Genomic DNA, 17393 nt, shown 5'->3' on the forward strand with positions numbered 1-17393 from the left:
TCCGGACCGCTCTGATCATCTTGTTGGATCCGGAGGAACCGCCGGACCGCCCGGATATAGTGTGGGCCGCGGTTCACTTCATCCCGGACGGAAGCTCTGATCCGTAACGGACGATTGCGGCAGGATTGGCGCCGGCGTCCGCCGCCCCGCCTGGCCGCAAAGCGCCGCAGGCCGGAGAGCGGACTGCCGGCCCCAAGACGCGGATGGCCGGGAAAAGCCCGGCCATCCGCGTCTTCGGCCGAACGCTTTGCGAACCTACACAATGGTTTCGTAGAGGTCGTCCCAGTGGGGGTTCATCGCCAGTATTTTCCGGACCTTCCAGGTGCGCGACCAGTGCTTCATGGTGTGCTCGCGCTGGATTGCAGTCCGGATGTCCTCGTAGCGCTCGAACCAGACCAGCCGTCCGATGCCGTAGCGTTTCGTGAACCCTTGCGCGACGCCTTCCCGGTGTTCCCACACTCGGCGGACCAGATCGTTCGTGACGCCCAGGTAGAGCGTTCCATCGGGCCGGTTCGTGAGAATGTAGACGTATCCACCATGCATCACGGAAAGATTGCATCCGTGGGTGGCCGGGACAAGCCCGGCCATGACGTGGTGGATGGCTTGAGGCAATGTTCCGCGGACCGCTCCCGAGGACCGTGGATTCGGCAGTCGATGGTCGCCCTCCACACACTCCGCGTCATGGCCGGGCTTGTCCCGGCCATCCACGTCTGGGCGTCAGATATTCATGACGATGGAAGCCAGCGTGCCGAGCCGCCGGCCGGTCGCCTAATCCACCGGACGGGTGTCCTCGATGACCTTGCCGTCGTTGGGCAGGCTGTCCGGCTCGACCAGTTCCACCTCGCCCTTCATCTTGGTCACCGACTGCAGCGTCGCCTTCAGCGCCTCGGCCAGGCCCTCGCGGTCGCCGGCTTCCGCCCGCAGGGTCATGGCATCCTGCTCGCCGTCGCGGCTGACCACCAGGCGCAGCCGGCCGGCGTCCGGGTGGCGCCGGCCGATCTCGGCGATCTGCTCGGGATCGACGAACATGCCCTTGACCTTGGTGCGCTGGTCGGCACGGCCCATCCAGCCCTTGATGCGCACGTTGGTGCGTCCGCACGGCGAGATGCCAGGCAGGATGGCGGACAGGTCGCCGGTGCCGAAGCGGATCAGCGGATAGGCCGGGTTGAAGCTCGTGACGACGACTTCGCCGACCTCGCCGTCGGTGACCGGCTCGCCGGAGCCCGGCCGGACGATCTCGACGATCAGTTCCTCCGAGACGATCATGCCCTCGCAGGCGTCGCTCTCGTAGGCGATCAGGCCGAGATCGGCCGTCCCGTAGGCCTGCAGCACCTCGACGCCCCGCGACCTCAGCTCCTGGCGCAGCGAACCGGGCAGCGCCGCACCGGAGACCAGGCCCTTCGTCAGGCTCGAGACGTCCCTGCCCAGCTCGTCCGCCTTGTCGAGCAGCACCTTGAGAAAGTCCGGCGTGCCGCAATAGCCCTTCGGGTGGAGCTGCGCGATCGCCTCGACCTGCAGCTCGGTGTTGCCGACACCGCCGGGGATGACGGCGCAGCCCAGCGCCCGCGCGCCGGACTCGAACATGTGGCCGGCCGGCGTCATGTGATAGGCGAAGGCGTTGTGGACGATGTCGCCCGGCCTGAGACCGGCCGCGAACAGGGCGCGAGCGGCGCGCCAGTAGTCCTTGCCGGCGCCTTCCGGCTCGAAGATCGGGCCCGGCGACATGAACAGCCGCGCGAAGGCGCCCGGCGCCTTGGTCACCAGGCCGCCGAATGGCGGGCGTTCGCGCTGCAGGTCCATCAGCTGCGGCTTGCGCAGCACCGGCAGCTTCGCCAGCGCCTGCCGGTCGCTCACCTCCCGGACGTCGATCCCCTCGAGCCAGCGCGCCCAGCCGGGTGCCGCACGCACGGCCTCGCCGATGAAGCCCGGCAGGGCCGCAAACAGCGCGTCTTCCCTCTCCGTGGGATCGCGGCGTTCAAGTGAGTCGAAACTGTCCGTCATGTACTTCAGATCCTCTGCCCGTCGGGAGCCGTGAACCGCTCGTCGACCACGTTGCCGGTGTTGCGGGTGGCGGCAGACTCGAACAGGACGACCTCGGCCTCGCCGTCCGCCGCCGTGCGATGCTCGACGCCGCGCGGCACCAGCAGCCCGTCGCCGGGTCCCATTTCGACGATCCGGTCCCGGAATTCCACCCGGAAGCGACCCTTCCAGACGAGGAAGAACTCGTCCTCGTCGTCATGGTGGTGCCAGGGAAATGTCCCCTGCACCTTCACGACCTTGATTTCCTGCCCGTTCAAGGCGGCCACGACCTTCGGCCGCCAGTGCTCGCCGATCCGGCCGAACTTGTCGTCGAGGTTGATCGGTTCCATCGGCCGTCTCCCGCATCGTCTGGTGCCGGCTTTGCCGGCGCGCCGCCCGGCGACGCCTCAGGACAGCCAGCGCTTGCGCCGGCGATAGCTCTTCACGTCGCGGAAGCTGCGCCGGTCGCCGCTGCCGACACCCAGATAGAATTCCTTGACGTCCTCGTTCTCGCGCAGGCCGGCGGCTTCCCCGTCTAGCACGACCCGGCCGCTTTCGAGAATGTAGCCGTAGCTGGCATATTTCAGAGCCATGTTTGTGTTCTGCTCGGCCAGCAGGAAGCTCACGCCTTCGTTGACGTTCAGCTGCTTGACGATCTCGAATATTTCTTCGACCAGCTGCGGCGCCAGGCCCATCGACGGCTCGTCGAGCAGGATCATCTGCGGCTTCGACATCAGCGCCCGGCCGATCGCGCACATCTGCTGCTCGCCGCCGGAGGTGTAGCCGGCCTGGCTCTGGCGCCGCTCCTTCAGCCTGGGGAAATAGGTGTAGACAAGCTCGAGGTCCCTGCGGATCGCCGCGCCACCGTCGCGCCGGGTGAAGGCCCCGGTCAGCAGGTTCTCCTCGATGGTGAGATGGCCGAAGCAGTGCCGGCCTTCCATCACCTGGATGCAGCCGCGCCGCACCAGCTCGTTGGGCGAGCGTGATTCGACGCGCTCGCCCTTGAAAAGGATCGTCCCCTTGGTGACGTCTCCGCGCTCGGCCCCGAGCAGATTGGAGACCGCCTTCAGCGTCGTCGTCTTGCCGGCCCCGTTGGCGCCCAGCAGCGCCACGATGCCGCCCTCCGGGACATGCAGCGAGACGCCCTTCAGGACCAGGATCACGTGGTCGTAGATCACTTCGATGTTGTTGACCGAGAGGATCGGCGCCTTCGCGGCAACCGCTTCCTCGCCTGCCGGCGCGAACTCAACGGCGGTCATCGATGTTCCTTCCGGTGACGGCTGGTGTGACGGGACCGCGGCGATGCCGCGGCCCCGGTTGGTCTCTGCGCTCAGTTGCCGGCGCAGGGTTCGGTACGCTCCGGCCAGGGAGCGTTCTTCTCGACATACTCCTTGGCGGCCGCCTCGAGCAGCGGCGACACGACGTCCGTCATCGGCTCGAACCAGTCGGACTCCTGCGTCCACTTCTCGCCGTCCCACTGGGCCATGTAGACCCGGCTCTGGCCGCTGTGGTTGTCGCAGCTGATCGTCACCGGCGGTGCGAAGTTGCCGAGTCCGATCTCGTTCCAGCGCTCCTCGGAAATCTCCAGTGCCTCGAGGCCGGCGCGCATGTCGGCCGCGTCGATGACCTTCTTGCCGGTCAGTTCCTGCGCCTTGCGGATCGCCTCGGCCATGATCACGGAGTTGTAGACGCCGCGATTGTACAGATTCTCCCCGAGCTGGCTTTCCGGGGTCTGGCCCATCCCGGCGTCGATGACATGCGTCTTGATGTCCTGCAACGCGGGATAGTCTGCGCCGACGCCCTGCAGGTTGAGGGTCTTGTAGCCCTTGGCGCCCGCGCCGCCGGCGCGCGCGTCGTCGTCACCGCCGGACCACCAGATGCCGATGAACTTGTCCATCGGGAAGCGGATCTTGACGGCCTCCTTGACCGCCGTCGGGTTCATCGCGCCCCAGCCCCACATGACCATGTAGTCGGGCTGGTCGCGACGCACGTTCAGCCACTGCGAGGACTGGTTCTGCATCTCCTTGCCGGCGACCGGGTACTGCAGGAGTTCGAACCCGTACTTCTCGGCCAGGTCCTCGAGCAGCGGGATCGGCTCGCGGCCGTAGCCCGCGTCGAGGAAGATGTAGCCGATCTTCTTGCCCTTCAGGTTGTCCAGGCCGCCTTCCTGCTCGGAAATGTACTTGATGATCGCCGAGGCGCCGTCCCAGTAGGTGTCCGGCGGATTGAACACCCACGGGAACACGTCGCCCTCGGCCGCCGCCGACAGGCCGTAGGCCATCGACAGGACCGGGATCTTGTCGACCGACGCCTTCGGGATCAGCTGCAGGGTGATGCCCGTCGAGTACGGGTTGTAGACCAGCGGGTTCTTGCCCTTGGTGCCTTCGTAGCACTCGACGCCCTTCTGCGTGTCGTAACCGGTCTCGCATTCCTCGATGACGATCTTGACGCCGCCGATGCCGCCGTCGCGCGCGTTCAGCATGTCGAAGTAGTCGTGCATGCCGTTGGCGATCGGGATGCCGGAGCCGGCGTAGGGTCCGGTCCGGTAGGACAGGAGCGGAATGTACATGGTGTCCTGGGCGAACGCCTCGGCGGCGAATCCGCCGGCGAGCGCGAGCGTCGCGACACCGAGAGCGCATTTCTTGAAGATCATTGCGTACCTCCCGTTTAGCAGCCGTGGTCGGCCATTCTTGGACCGTGGACTTGCGGAAACCCCGGGCGCGGTCCGATGCCCGATGGTACCGACTTCGATCCGTCCCTCAAGGGACGGCCGTGTGCCTCACGCGTATGGAAACGGCCAGACACGAAGCTTTTCCTTCCCGATCTGCCACAACCGGGCGAGGCCGTGCGGCTCGACGACGAGGAAGAAGATGATCAGGGCGCCGATGATCATGCGGCTGACGTGCTCGACCGTCTCCGCACCGATCTCGATGCCGACCGAGGGCAGCAGCGTGCGCAGCAGCACCGGCAGCACCCAGATGAACGCCGATCCGAAGAAGCACCCCATCAGGCTGCCGAGCCCGCCGAGGATCGCCATGAACAGGATCTGGAACGACAGCGTGATCGAGAAGGACGACGGCTCCGCGGCGCCCAGCCAGAAGAACACCATCATCGCCCCGGCGACCCCGCAGATGTAGGAGGAGACCGCGAACGCCGACAGCTTGGCCTGCAGCGGCCGCACCCCGATCAGCTCGGCGGCAATGTCCATGTCGCGGATCATCATCCAGGTCCGTCCGATGTGGCCGCGGATGACGTTCTTCACCAGGAACGTCATCAGCACGACGATCGCCAGCACGACGTAGTACCGGGTGATCGGCGGCGAGGCGGGCCCGGCAAGCACCAGCCCGCCGAAGCCGCTGCGTTCCGGCACCTCGATGGCTGCGGAATTGTTGTAGTTGTAGAGCCACGGAATGCGGATGAAGCACCATTCCAGGAAGAACTGCGCGGCAAGCGTCGTCACCGCCAGGTACAGTCCCTTGATCCTCAGCGACGGCAGCCCGAAGACGATGCCGATCGCCGCCGAGAAGATGCCCGAGACCAGCACCAGGATGACGATGTTCACGTCCGGGAAATAGGTCGTCAGCTTGTAGCAGGCATAGGCGCCGACCCCCATGAAGGCGCCGGTGCCCAGCGACAGCTGGCCCGCGTACCCCGTCAGCACGTTGAGCCCGATCGTCGCCAGCGCGAAGATCAGGAACGGGATCATGATCGAGGCCAGCACGAAATCGCTGGCGATCAGCGGCACCAGCAGCGCGATCGCCATGATCGCGGCGATGCCGATCCGGTCCTGCAGGATCGGGAACATCGCCTGGTCGGCTTCGTAGGTCGTCTTGAACTGGCCGGCTTCGCGGTAAAGCATCGTCGTTGCGTCCTCAGATCCGCTCGATGATCCGCTCGCCGAACAGGCCCTGCGGCCGGAACAGCAGGAAGACCAGCGCGATGACGTAGGCAAGCCAGCTCTCGATGCCGCCGCCGACCAGCGGGCCCCAGTAGATCTCGCCGATCTTCTCGCCGATGCCGATGATCAGACCGCCGACGATGGCGCCGGGTATCGAGGTGAAGCCGCCGAGGATCAGCACCGGCAGCGCCTTGAAGGCGATGATCTCGAGCGCGAACGACACGTCCGACCGCGCCCCCCACATGATGCCGGTGGCCAGCGCCACGATGCCGGCGGCGAACCAGACGATGACCCAGATCTGGTCGAGCGATATGCCGACCGACAGCGCCGCCTGGTGGTCGTCTGCGACAGCCCTGAGCGCCCGTCCGATGCGGGTCTTGGAGAAGAAGACGCCGAGGATCGCGACCATGAGGATGGCGATGACCGCTGCGGCGATGTCGATGTGCTGCAGGATGACGAGCCCGCCGAGCACGTCGAAGGCCGTCGAGCCGGTCGGCAGGCCGAGCTCCTCGGTGATCATCACCTTGGGGTCGCCGCCGAACACGAACTCGCCGAAGCCGATGAGGAAATAGGTCAGCCCGATCGTCGCCATCAGGAGAATGATGTCCGGCTGGTTGACGAGATGGTGGAAGATCACCCGCTCCACCGCGAACGCCAGGATGCCCATGATGACGATGGTCGCGAACAGGGCGACGTAGGCCGGCAGTCCGAGCGCGTAGAGCCCCACCAGCGACAGGGCGGCGAACACCACCATGATGCCCTGCGCGAAGTTGAACACGCCCGAGGCCTTGAAGATCAGCACGAAGCCGAGCGCGATCAGCGCGTACAGCACGCCCGAAACGAAGCCCTCCCACAGCACCTGCAGGAAGAAGTCGGGCAGATCGACCATCTGCACGAAGGGATCGACGAAGACCTGGTAGAGGATGTCCATTCCGATCCTCCTAGATCCCGACAGTCGGGATTGCGGAGAGGCCGCGCCACACGCCGGCGCCGAAGCCCCTCACCCGGATCGCCGGGGCGATCCGACCTCTCCCAACGGGAGAGGTGGACCCCGACGCCTGCCGCCACCTCTCCCCGCCCGGGAGCGCTGGGCCATTCACAGGACCTGGGTTCCGACCTTCACCGTCGGACAAAGTCGCACTCCGCGCCCGCCGCCACCTCTCCCCGGCGGGGAGAGGTCGGCTGCGCAGCAGCCGGGTGAGGGGGTTCCCTGCTCGCATTCCTTCAGGACCCATGGCGACCATCCCCCTCCCCCTAGTGCGACACGCCGAGATAGGCGTCGATGACGTCCTGGTTCGCCTGCACCTCGGCGGGCACGCCGTCGGCGATCTTCTCGCCGTCATCGAGCACCACCACACGGTCGGAGAGATCCATGACGACGCCCATGTCGTGCTCGATCAGCGCGATCGTCGTGCCGAGCTGCTGGTTGACGTCGAGGATGAAGCGGCTCATGTCCTCCTTCTCCTCCAGGTTCATGCCGGCCATCGGCTCGTCGAGGAGCAGCAGGTCCGGCTCCATGGCGAGCGCCCGGGCAAGCTCGACGCGCTTCTGCAGCCCGTAGGGCAGCCGCCCGACCGGCGTCTTGCGGATCGCCTGGATCTCCAGGAAGTCGATGATCTCCTCGACCTTGCGGCGGTTCTCCACCTCCTCCCTCAGCGCCGGTCCCCAGTGCAGGCACTGCCAGAAGAAGCCGCGGCGCATGTTCAGCGTCCGTCCGGCCATGATGTTGTCGAGCGTCGTCATGCCGCGGAACAGGGCGACGTTCTGGAAGGTGCGGGCGATCCCCTGGTTTGCCGCCTCGTACGGCTTCATCCGGCGGCGCTCGCGGCCCAGGAAGGTGATCAGCCCCTCCTGCGGGTGGTAGAAGCCGTTGATGACGTTGAGCATCGACGTCTTGCCGGCGCCGTTCGGACCGATGATCGCCCGGATCTCGCCTCTCCGGATGTCGAACGAGACGTTGCGGATCGCCCGGACGCCGCCGAACGACAGGGTGATGCTGTCGACCGCCAGCAGCACCTCGCCGGCCTGCGCGCGATCGGCCGGGGCCCTCATTCGGCCGCCTCCCGATGTTCCTGCGTGCCGAACACCTGTACGTCGCGGATTTCGACGCGAGCGCGAATCCTGCCCTTGCGGCCGTCCTCGAACGTCACTTCGGTCTCGATGTCCTGTGCCTTGGACCCGTCGTAGAGCGCGTCGATCAGCGGCTGGTACTTGTCGGCGATGTAGCCGCGGCGGACCTTCTGGGTGCGGGTCAGCTCGCCGTCGTCGGCATCGAGTTCCTTGTGCAGGATCAGGAAGCGGTGGATCTGCGAGCCGGCCATGCGCGGCTCCTGCGACAGGTCCCGGTTCACCTCGACGACGTGCGCCTCGAGCATGTCGTAGATCTGCTCCATGCCGGCCAGTTCCTGGTAGCTGGCATAGGCGACGTTGTTGCGCTCCGCCCAGCTGCCGACCGCGCCGAGATCGATGTTCAGCATGGCCGTCACGAACTCGCGCTCGTGGCCGAGCGCCACGGCTTCCTTGATGTTGGGGAAGAATTTCAGCTTGTTCTCGACGTATTTCGGCGCAAACAGCGTGCCGTCCTTGAGGTGGCCGACATCCTTGGCCCGGTCGATGATCCGGAGATGGCCCTCGTTGTCGAAGAAGCCGGCGTCGCCGGTGTGCACCCAGCCGTCCGCCGTCTTGGTCGCCCGGGTCGCTTCCTCGTTCTTGTAGTAGCCGACGAAGACGCCGGGCGAGCGGTAGAGGACTTCGCCGGTGTCGTCGATGCGGATCTCCACCTGCGGCGCCGGCTTGCCGACCGTGTCGGCACGGATCTCGCCGTCCGGCTGGACGGTGACGTAGACGCTTGCCTCCGTCTGCCCGTACAACTGCTTCAGGTTCAGGCCGAGCGAGCGGTAGAAGCGGAAGATCTCCGGACCGATCGCCTCGCCGGCGGTGTATCCGACCCGCATGCGCGACATGCCGAGGACGTTCTTCAGCGGCTCGTAGACCAGGAACTTGCCGATCCCGTACAGGATCCGGTCTGAGACCGGGACGGGCTCGCCGTTGAGGATCTTCTCGCCGGCCCGCCGCGCCACGCCGAGGAAGTAGTGGAACATCCGCTTCTTCAGCGGACTGGCGTCCTCCATCCGGATCATCACGGTGGTCAGCAGGTTCTCGAAGATGCGCGGCGGCGAGAAGAAATAGGTCGGTCCGATCTCGCGCAGGTCCTGCAGCATCGTTTCCGGCGATTCCGGGCAGGCGACGCAGAAGCCGCTCCAGTAGGATTCCGCATAGGAAAAGATATGGTCGCCGACCCACGCCATCGGCAGGTAGGCCAGCACCTCGTCCTCCTTCGTCAGGTGGTCGAACTCGCAGGCGAGCTTCGCGCTGATCACCGTGTTGTCGTAGGACAGCATCACGCCCTTCGGCTGGCCCGTCGTCCCTGACGTGTAGAGGATGACGGCGATGTCGGAGCCCTTGCCCTGCTGGATCGAGGCATCGAGCCTCGCCGCCGCCCCCGCCGCCAGCTGCGCGCGGCCGCTCTCCTGGATGCTCGCAAAGGAATGCAGCCGGGTGTGGTCGTAGTCCTTTAGGCCGCGCTCCTCGTCGTAGATGACGTGCCGGAGATCGGGCAGGTCCTCGGACAGCGACAGCAGCTTGTCGACCTGTTCCTGGTCCTGGACGACGGCAAGCCGTGCCTCGGCATGCTGCAGCACGAACACCATCTCGGCGGCCACCGCGTCCTGATAGACCGGCACGGGTATGCCTCCGAGGCTCTGCACCGCGCAGATGGTCCAGTAGAGCCGCGGCCGGTTCGAGCCGACGATGGCGACCTTGTCGCCGCGCTCCAGGCCGAGTTCGGAGAGGCCGGCGGCAAGTGCCTGGACCTCCTCGCGCACCTCGGCCCAGGTCCAGGTCTGCCAGATCCCGAGGTCCTTCTCCCGGATGGCCGGACGATCCCCCCAGATCCGGGCATTGCGGATCAGCAGTTTCGGAAAGGTGTCTTCGCCACCCGCGGACGTCACGGACTGCGCCATCTGTTTCCCCACCAAGATCACGCCTTTGCGGCGCTTGTTGTGTGTCGACGTTAAGTCCGACCGCTGTCGGCGATCAAGCGCGGCAACGCCTTGCGGCTGCTTCGCGCTTCCCGGTCACGGTGGCTGCAGTTTGCAGATCGATACGCCGGGCGCCACTTCCCAGTTGACAGACAGACGGGTCTGTCTTCATCTATCATAGGGCCATTGCGGTTGATATGGATATCGACCACACGCAATCCGACGGTCCGCTTCCGCGGCCGCCTCGCGAGAGGGCTCGAGTGCTAGAATTCCCGGGTGAACTGTAGAATGGCGGTCCAGGCGCCTTGCGAGTCCTGGATGCCCGGTTGGACCGGATTCACGTCGAAGCCGTTGTAGTCGACATGGCCGTAGTGCACGTCGAGCAGCAACGTCGTGTTCGTCACCGGCTCCCACTGGATGTTCGCCACGCCCTCGAAGCTCGAGACGTTGAGCACGCCCGGCGCGCCGAGGACGCCGGCCGTGGCCGTTCCCGTCGCGCCATAGCCGGTCTTGCCGTAGCCCGCGCCGATCGTCGTCGACACGGTCTTCGTCCAGTAGTGCGTGTAGGACGAGTTGACCGACGCCTTCGTCACGTTGTCGACGATGCAGTTGACCGCTCCGCAGCGGCCCCACACGACGTCGGTGTTGGTTCCGAACAGGTCCTGCTGGTAGTTGCTGGCGCCGTCTGCGTACATGGCGATGAAGGTGAACTTGTCCTTCGCGCCCGTCGGCACGTTCAGCGCCAGGCCGAAAAGCGCCGCGAATCCGAATTGGTCGTCGCTGAAGCTCTGCACCGGCACGCCGCCGATCGTCTGCTGCTCGGCGAACTTGTTCTGATGCACCGCACCGGAGATCTGGGCGGAGCCGACGCCCTCCCTTTCCCATTTCAGCGCGGCGACGAAATCGGGCATGCCGCTGGAATCGTTGACCACCGACAGCGCCGTTGCCGCAGGGATGGCGATCGGCGCGTAGGGGCCCAGACCGACGATCGCGGCATCAGGCGAGTTGTACTCCTGGTCCTCGGCGGCAAGGGCGAGCGAGATGCCGCCGCCGAAATCCTGGGTGAAGCGGACCTGGCTGCGACGCATCGATCCGGAGGGGTCGCCGACAACCTTGTAGGGGTCGGCGCGCCGGATCCGCGCATCGCGGTCGACAAACGTCGACCACGTCTTGCCGAACGTCCAGTTGCCGAACTGCACGAAGGCGTGACGCAGATCCAGGCCGCCTCCGGTCCTGGATTCGTCGTCGTCCGCCTGGGCCTCGACGAACGCCCTGACCGTCCCGTACTCCGTCCGGGTCCGGGCATCGAAGTTCACGCGCCCCTGGCCGTAGGTCTGGAACGTCTGGGTCTGGAAGCCCGCGATCAGGTTCGGCAGCGTTCCGCTCGATCCGGCGCGATAGCCGTCGACTGCGATGTTGTAGATGTAATAGTTGTCGTCGCCCGTCCAGTTCTTGTCGATGGCGCCGCTGACGAGGCGCGCGTGACCGCCGATCTTGAAGCAGATGTCGGTAGACGGAAGCTCGATGAACCCGTCGAGATCGCAGCGATGGACGGGCGCGCCTCCGGCCGTTGATCCGAACGCCATGTCGGCGGCGTGTCCGGGCGCCGCAAAGGACATCGCGATCGCCACCGAACAGCCGGCCAGGCCGCCGCTGCGCCCCCCCCTGCTCACGACCGCATGCACGTCCCTGCTCCCACCCGTCTCCGCTGACGGCGGACCATACCGGCGTCGATCGGACGCCTGTGAGACAGAGATGTTAGGGTTTTGTGGCAATACACATCCACCCGTCGGGGCGCGGCCCCGGGACGCCGGCGAGCCCATCCGTCTACTCGCCGAAATGCTTCAGCCCGGGCAGGTCCAGCACCCGGATCCCGTCGGGTTCCATCCGCAGCAGCCCGTTTTCCTCCAGCGTCTTCAGGCACTTGTTGGTCATCTGTCGCGACAGCCCGGAGATCAGGCCGAGTTCCTCCTGGCTGATGTCGAGGTGTCCGCCGACGCCCGGCGACAGGATCGGGTTGAACAGCCAGGCGATGCACCGCGCCACCCGCGGCGTCGCCTCGAACGCGCGGTCGTGGCCGAGCATCGCGATGAACTGTCCCAGCCGTTCGTTGAGCTGGGTGACGAGGAAGCGGTTGAAGCCGGTGGAATTCTCGAACAGCCAGCGGAAGGTCGCGCCGCTCATGCAGGCGACCTGGGTGCGGCGCAGCGCCACGATATCGTACTGGCGCGGTTCGTCCTTGATGATGGAGCCCTCGCCGAACCAGCCGCCGACGGTGATGCCCGTATAGCTCACCGCCTTGCCGCCTGAGGTGACGGTGCTCATCTTGACGATGCCGGAGATGATCCCGGCCCAGTTGTCGAAGCGGTCGCCGCGGTGAAACAGGTAGGTGCCGGTATCGAGCGTCCTTTCGGTGATTCCGCGCGCGGCCCGTTCGGCCTCTTCCGGCGTCAGTTCCGCCGACCATGCAGCGATCGACTTCAGGTGAGCGATATCGATCAAACCGTCCTCGCGTTCGCCAAACGACTTCGGGCCCGGTCGGAAATGCGCGTCCGGCCGGCCGGTTTCTCCGAACATATGCACCGGTGGCGGGCCGTGCGATAGGATGGGTGCAGTATCGCCCGCCCCGGCGGCGGGCTCAAGCAGTACGGGACCGCCGGATGCAGTTTGCGGCCGCCGGCGGGCAGGCGACCAAGGAGACGGATGATGACGGACGAACGTGTGGCAATCGTGGTTGGAGGCGGCAGCGGCATGGGCGCTGCCGCCGCCCGCAGGCTGGCGGCGGACGGCTTCAGGGTGGCGATCCTGTCCTCCTCCGGCAAGGGCCTCGAGGTTGCCGCGGAACTCGGCGGCTTCGCCGTCACCGGATCGAATCAGTCGAACGAGGACCTGGCCGCGATCGTCGAGCAGACGGTCGCCAGATGGGGGCGCCTCGACGCCGTCGTGTCCAGCGCCGGGCACGGTCCGAAGGGCGCCGTTCTCGAGATCTCCGACGAGGACTGGCACAGGGGCATGGACTTCTACCTGATGAACGTCGTCCGGATCGCCCGCATCGCCACCCCAGTCATGCAGGAGCGGGGCGGCGGCGCCTTCGTCAACATCTCCACCTACGCGACCTTCGAGCCGGAGGCGACGTTCCCGACCTCGGGCGTCTTCCGCGCCGGCCTGGCCGCCTTCACCAAGCTGTTCGCCGACCGGTACGCCCCCGACAACATCCGCATGAACAACGTCCTGCCCGGCTTCATCGACAGCCTGCCGGAATCCGAGGATCGCCGCGCCCGCATCCCCATGGGCCGCTACGGCCACGCCGACGAGGTCGCCGACCTGATCGCCTTCCTCGCCTCCGAGCGCGCCAGCTACATCACCGGCCAGAACATCCGCATCGACGGCGGGATCACTCGATCGGTGTGAGGAATGGGGGTCTCGGGGGGACTCGCAACTCTTCTGTCGCGCGCCGCCGCGCGCGACCCCCCTCTCCAACTCTCCCCCACAAGGGGGGAGAGAGGCGCAAGGCGGACCTCCCGCGAAATTGGATCCGCTCCGGTCGTGCGGCTGCCTTGGACCTGGCGATTTACGACGGGCGGCGGCCACAATGAGCTCTCTCCCCCCTTGTGGGGGAGAGTTGGAGAGGGGGGTGAGCCCCGGTGCCGCGCAGCGGCAGCGAAAGCAACGCTTTCGCAGGGGCGAACGCCCGAGGCGCGAAGCCGAGGGCCGGGGCGGGCGGTCCGCCCCGGCGGACGAAGCGCATCTCCTCTCAAGCGACGAACGCAAAAGTTGGAGCCCCGTGCCGACTACGCCGGCAGTCAAGGCAGACCGTTCACAGGGCGGAGAAGCCGGGGTCCGGGCGGCGCCGCCAAACCGCCTGATGCCGCCCGATATTCCTGTCCCGAACTCGCGCCCCCTACTCCGCCGCCTGCTGCGCCGGCGCGCCGCCCGACCGGAACGCCTCGATCAGCGCCGCCTCCTCGGCCTTGGCGACTGCGATGTTGCGCTCCTTGACCGGGCCGTAGCCGCGGATCTTCTCCGGGATCGACGCCAGCGCCACCGCCGTCGCATGCGTCTCCGCGCTCAGCCCGGCCAGGATCTCGTCGAGCCGCGCCTCGTACTCGGCAATCAGCCTGCGCTCGGTGCGGCGCTCCGAGGAATAGCCGAACACGTCGAGCGCCGTGCCGCGCAGGCCCTTGAGGCACGCCAGCAGCGGGAACAGCTTCATCATCCACGGCCCGTAGGTCGACTTGGCTGGCCGGCCCGTGGCCGGATCCGGCTTGTTGAGGATCGGCGGGGCGAGGTGGAACTTCAGCTTGTAGTCGCCCTCGAAGGTCTGCGCGACCGCCTTGGCGAAGGTCCCGTCCGTGTAGAGCCGCGCCACCTCGTACTCGTCCTTGTAGGCCATCAGCTTGAACAGGTAGCGGGCGACCGCCTCCGACAGCGCCGTGGTGCCCGGCACGGCCGCCTCCTCGGCGGCGATGACCGCGGCCACCCGGTCGCGGTAGCGTCCGGCGTAGGCCGCATTCTGGTAGGCGGTGAGGAACGTCACCCGCCGCTCGATCATCTCGTCCAGGCTGGTGGCGATGTGGTGCACCGAGTCGGTGTCGCGGCCCGGCTCGGCGATGTTCTCGACCGCCTGCGGATCGACAGCGGCGCGACGGCCCCAGTTGAATGCCGCCAGGTTTTCGCGCACCGCGACGCCGTTCAGCTCGATCGCCTTTTCCAGCGCCTCGCCCGACAGCGGCAGCCGGCCGAGCTGGTAGGCGTAGCCGAGCATGAAGATGTTGCCGAGGATCGCGTCGCCGACCAGCGAGGTGGCAAGCCCGGTGGCGTCCACCGTGTGCACGTGGCCCTGCCCCGCCTGCCCGCGGATCGCCCGCTTCAGGCGCTCGATCGGCAGGGTGAAGTCGGCGTTCTTGGTCAGGTCGCCCGGATAGGCCGCATGCGTGTTGACGACCACCTCCGTCACCCCCGGCTTGACCGAGGCGAGCACCTTCTTGGTGCCGGCGACGACGATGTCGCATCCCAGCACCAGTTCGGCGGCGCCCGCCGAGACGCGGATCGCGGAGATGTCCTCGGGCTTCTCGGCGAGCTTCAGGTGGGTCAGCACCGAGCCGCCCTTCTGGGCGAGGCCGGCCATGTCGATGATGCCGCAGGCCTTGCCTTCCAGGTGCGCGGCCATGCCGATCAGCGCGCCGATGGTGACGACGCCGGTGCCGCCGACGCCGGTGACGACGACGTCGTAGGTCCCGTCGATCGCCGGCAGCTGCGGGTCCTGAAGCGGCGGCAGGCCCTTGTCGTCGACGCTCTCGCGCTGGCCGCGCCGAAGCTGCCCGCCTTCCACCGTGACGAAGCTCGGGCAGAAGCCCTTCAGGCAGGAATAGTCCTTGTTGCAGCTCGACTGGTCGATCTGCCGCTTGCGTCCGAACTCGGTTTCCACCGGCTGGATCGCCACGCAGTTCGACTGCACGCCGCAGTCGCCGCAGCCCTCGCAGACCAGTTCGTTGATGAAGATCCTCTTGGCCGGATCGGGGAACTGGCCGCGCTTGCGGCGCCGCCGCTTCTCCGCCGCGCAGGTCTGGTCGTAGATCAGCACGGTCAGGCCGGGGATCTCGCGCAGGGTCTTCTGGACCGCGTCCAGTTCCGAGCGATCATGGATCGTCGTGCCCGCCGGGAACACCGTGCCGCTTGGATACTTGTAGGGCTCGTCGGTGACGATGACGACCTTCCTGGCGCCTTCCGCCGCGACCTGGGCGGCGATCTGCGGCACCGTCAGCCCGCCTTCGTGGCGCTGCCCGCCGGTCATTGCGACCGCGTCGTTGAACAGGATCTTGTAGGTCATGTTGACGCCGGAGGCCGCCGCCGCCCGGATCGCCAGATAGCCGGAATGGTTGTAGGTGCCGTCGCCGAGGTTCTGGAACACGTGCTTGCGCCTGGAGAACGGCGCCTCGCCCATCCAGTTGGCACCCTCGCCGCCCATCTGGGTGTAGCCTTCGGTCTGGCGGTCCATCCACTGCGACATGAAATGGCAGCCGATGCCGGCATAGGCGTGGCTGCCCTCCGGCACCACCGTGGACGTATTGTGCGGACAGCCGGCGCAGAAATACGGCGTGCGGATGCCTACGTCCTGCGTGTCGGCCAGCACCTGCTGGAACTTGCGCACCTCGGCGAGCCGCGCCGCCACGCCCTCGTCCGGCGTCGTCCGCAGCACCCGCTCGCCGATGGCGATCGCGATGTCGTTGGAATCGAGCGCCGCCTTCGACTGCATCAGCACGTTGCCGGCCTCGTCCTTCTTGCCGACGATGACCGGCGCGTTCGCCATGCCGTAGAGCTGCTCCTTGAGCTGGGTCTCGATCAGCGAGCGCTTCTCCTCGACCACGATGATCATGTCGAGGCCCTCGGCGAACTGCCTGGCGCCCTCGGGCTCCAGCGGCCACGGGCAGGCGATCTTGTAGAGCCGGATCCCGAGATCGGCCGCCTTCACTTCGTCGATGCCGAGCACCTCCAGCGCCTGACGCACGTCGAGATAGCTCTTGCCGACGGTGGCGATGCCGATCTTCGGCGCCCTGCCGCCCTGCAGGACGGTCTGGTCGAGCCTGTTGGCGCGCAGGTAGGCGAGGATCGCGCCGCGCTTGAAATCGTGCAGGCGCGCCTCCTGCATCAGCGGATGGTCGCCGACGCGGATGTTGAGGCCGCCCGGCGGCATCGCGAAGTCGGTCGGCGTGACGATCTGCACCCGGTCGACCCGGCCGTCGACGATCGCCGTCGATTCGATCGTGTCCTTGACGCACTTGATGCCGCACCAGGTGCCGGCATAGCGCGACAGCGCCCAGCCGTGGATGCCGTAGTCGAGGATCTCCTGGACGCCGGCCGGGCTCAGGATCGGGATCATCGCGTCGACGAAGGCGAATTCCGACTGGTGCGCCGTGGTCGAGGATTCGCAGGTATGGTCGTCCCCCATCAGCGCGATGACGCCGCCGCGCGGCGAGGAGCCGGCAAAATTGGCGTGCCGGAACACGTCGCCCGACCGGTCGACGCCGGGTCCCTTGCCGTACCAGATGCCGAACACCCCGTCATAGGCGCCCTGCCCGCGCAGCTCGGCCTGCTGCGCGCCCCACAGCGCGGTTGCGGCAAGGTCCTCGTTGAGCCCGGGCTGGAAGACGATGTCGTACTTGTCCAGAAGCTTCTTCGACCGGCCGAACGTCTGGTCCAGCCCGCCGAGCGGCGAGCCGCGGTAGCCGGTCACATAGCCCGCCGTGTCGAACCCCTCGCGCCGGTCGCGCTCCTTCTGCATCAGGCAGACCCGCAGCACGGCCTGGGTGCCGGAGACGAACACCTGCTCCTTGGTGAGATCGTACTTGTCGTCGAGGGTGACGGATTTCAGCGCCATCTGGCATTTCCCCTTGCCGGCCGGAACCCGGCCCCGCGGGCCCGACTTGGGCGGGCCG

General features: G+C 66.9%; 13 protein-coding genes. 1 reads left to right on the forward strand and 12 read right to left on the reverse strand.

From position 1 onward, the window contains the following. Nucleotides 1–255: 255 nt before the first annotated feature. The 11 genes from V3328_RS20395 to V3328_RS20445 all read right to left on the reverse strand — a co-directional run bounded on the left by V3328_RS20395 (nucleotide 256) and on the right by V3328_RS20445 (nucleotide 12459). A complete protein-coding gene (locus V3328_RS20395; RefSeq protein WP_340331719.1) occupies nucleotides 256–543 on the reverse strand; it encodes a GIY-YIG nuclease family protein in 288 nt (95 codons plus the stop codon). A gap of 225 nt (nucleotides 544–768) precedes the next feature. Further along, entirely contained in the window at nucleotides 769–2001 is a 1233-nt protein-coding gene (locus tag V3328_RS20400; protein WP_340331559.1) for a phenylacetate--CoA ligase family protein, read from the reverse strand. Nucleotides 2002–2006: 5 nt separating this feature from the next. Continuing rightward, complete coding sequence (locus V3328_RS20405; RefSeq protein ID WP_340331560.1) at nucleotides 2007–2369, reverse strand: cupin domain-containing protein; 363 nt, start codon at nucleotides 2367–2369, stop codon at nucleotides 2007–2009. Nucleotides 2370–2426: 57 nt separating this feature from the next. Next, nucleotides 2427–3278: an ABC transporter ATP-binding protein gene (locus V3328_RS20410; protein WP_340331561.1), complete on the reverse strand. Its 852-nt coding sequence runs from the start codon at nucleotides 3276–3278 to the stop codon at nucleotides 2427–2429. A 71-nt stretch (nucleotides 3279–3349) separates the two neighbouring features. Further along, the gene (locus V3328_RS20415) at nucleotides 3350–4672 is read right to left on the reverse strand and encodes an ABC transporter substrate-binding protein (protein ID WP_340331562.1); all 1323 of its coding nucleotides are present in this window, start codon (nucleotides 4670–4672) and stop codon (nucleotides 3350–3352) included. Between the two features lie 126 nt (nucleotides 4673–4798). Further along, the gene (locus tag V3328_RS20420) at nucleotides 4799–5878 is read right to left on the reverse strand and encodes a branched-chain amino acid ABC transporter permease (protein ID WP_340331563.1); all 1080 of its coding nucleotides are present in this window, start codon (nucleotides 5876–5878) and stop codon (nucleotides 4799–4801) included. A gap of 13 nt (nucleotides 5879–5891) precedes the next feature. Further along, nucleotides 5892–6848, reverse strand: a complete 957-nt coding sequence (locus V3328_RS20425) for a branched-chain amino acid ABC transporter permease (protein ID WP_340331564.1) — start codon at nucleotides 6846–6848, stop codon at nucleotides 5892–5894. A 323-nt stretch (nucleotides 6849–7171) separates the two neighbouring features. Beyond that, complete coding sequence (locus V3328_RS20430) at nucleotides 7172–7969, reverse strand: ABC transporter ATP-binding protein (RefSeq protein ID WP_340331565.1); 798 nt, start codon at nucleotides 7967–7969, stop codon at nucleotides 7172–7174. Continuing rightward, nucleotides 7966–9939 (reverse strand): AMP-dependent synthetase/ligase, encoded by a 1974-nt coding sequence (locus tag V3328_RS20435; RefSeq protein ID WP_340331566.1) that lies wholly within the window; start codon nucleotides 9937–9939, stop codon nucleotides 7966–7968. The genes V3328_RS20430 and V3328_RS20435 overlap by 4 nt, the downstream gene beginning before the upstream one ends. Before the next feature lie 281 nt (nucleotides 9940–10220). Further along, the gene (locus tag V3328_RS20440) at nucleotides 10221–11642 is read right to left on the reverse strand and encodes a porin (protein WP_340331567.1); all 1422 of its coding nucleotides are present in this window, start codon (nucleotides 11640–11642) and stop codon (nucleotides 10221–10223) included. 142 nt (nucleotides 11643–11784) lie between these two features. Continuing rightward, entirely contained in the window at nucleotides 11785–12459 is a 675-nt protein-coding gene (locus V3328_RS20445) for a Crp/Fnr family transcriptional regulator (RefSeq protein WP_340331568.1), read from the reverse strand. 204 nt (nucleotides 12460–12663) lie between these two features. Between V3328_RS20445 and V3328_RS20450 the strand changes: the two genes are divergently transcribed. Continuing rightward, complete coding sequence (locus V3328_RS20450; protein ID WP_340331569.1) at nucleotides 12664–13368, forward strand: SDR family oxidoreductase; 705 nt, start codon at nucleotides 12664–12666, stop codon at nucleotides 13366–13368. A 490-nt stretch (nucleotides 13369–13858) separates the two neighbouring features. On the opposite strand, the gene V3328_RS20455 is transcribed toward V3328_RS20450, so the two are convergent. Continuing rightward, nucleotides 13859–17335: an indolepyruvate ferredoxin oxidoreductase family protein gene (locus V3328_RS20455; protein WP_340331570.1), complete on the reverse strand. Its 3477-nt coding sequence runs from the start codon at nucleotides 17333–17335 to the stop codon at nucleotides 13859–13861. Nucleotides 17336–17393 lie beyond the last annotated feature (58 nt).

Source organism: Microbaculum marinum (assembly GCF_037855135.1).
In the GTDB taxonomy this organism is placed as follows: domain Bacteria; phylum Pseudomonadota; class Alphaproteobacteria; order Rhizobiales; family Tepidamorphaceae; genus Microbaculum; species Microbaculum marinum.

Coding starts and splice junctions, on each gene's coding strand:
- V3328_RS20395 (WP_340331719.1), bottom strand. CDS start 543: ATGCATGGTGGATACGTCTACATTCTCACGAACCGGCCCGATGGAACG.
- V3328_RS20400 (WP_340331559.1), bottom strand. CDS start 2,001: ATGACGGACAGTTTCGACTCACTTGAACGCCGCGATCCCACGGAGAGG.
- V3328_RS20405 (WP_340331560.1), bottom strand. CDS start 2,369: ATGGAACCGATCAACCTCGACGACAAGTTCGGCCGGATCGGCGAGCAC.
- V3328_RS20410 (WP_340331561.1), bottom strand. CDS start 3,278: ATGACCGCCGTTGAGTTCGCGCCGGCAGGCGAGGAAGCGGTTGCCGCG.
- V3328_RS20415 (WP_340331562.1), bottom strand. CDS start 4,672: ATGATCTTCAAGAAATGCGCTCTCGGTGTCGCGACGCTCGCGCTCGCC.
- V3328_RS20420 (WP_340331563.1), bottom strand. CDS start 5,878: ATGCTTTACCGCGAAGCCGGCCAGTTCAAGACGACCTACGAAGCCGAC.
- V3328_RS20425 (WP_340331564.1), bottom strand. CDS start 6,848: ATGGACATCCTCTACCAGGTCTTCGTCGATCCCTTCGTGCAGATGGTC.
- V3328_RS20430 (WP_340331565.1), bottom strand. CDS start 7,969: ATGAGGGCCCCGGCCGATCGCGCGCAGGCCGGCGAGGTGCTGCTGGCG.
- V3328_RS20435 (WP_340331566.1), bottom strand. CDS start 9,939: ATGGCGCAGTCCGTGACGTCCGCGGGTGGCGAAGACACCTTTCCGAAA.
- V3328_RS20450 (WP_340331569.1), top strand. CDS start 12,664: ATGACGGACGAACGTGTGGCAATCGTGGTTGGAGGCGGCAGCGGCATG.
- V3328_RS20455 (WP_340331570.1), bottom strand. CDS start 17,335: ATGGCGCTGAAATCCGTCACCCTCGACGACAAGTACGATCTCACCAAG.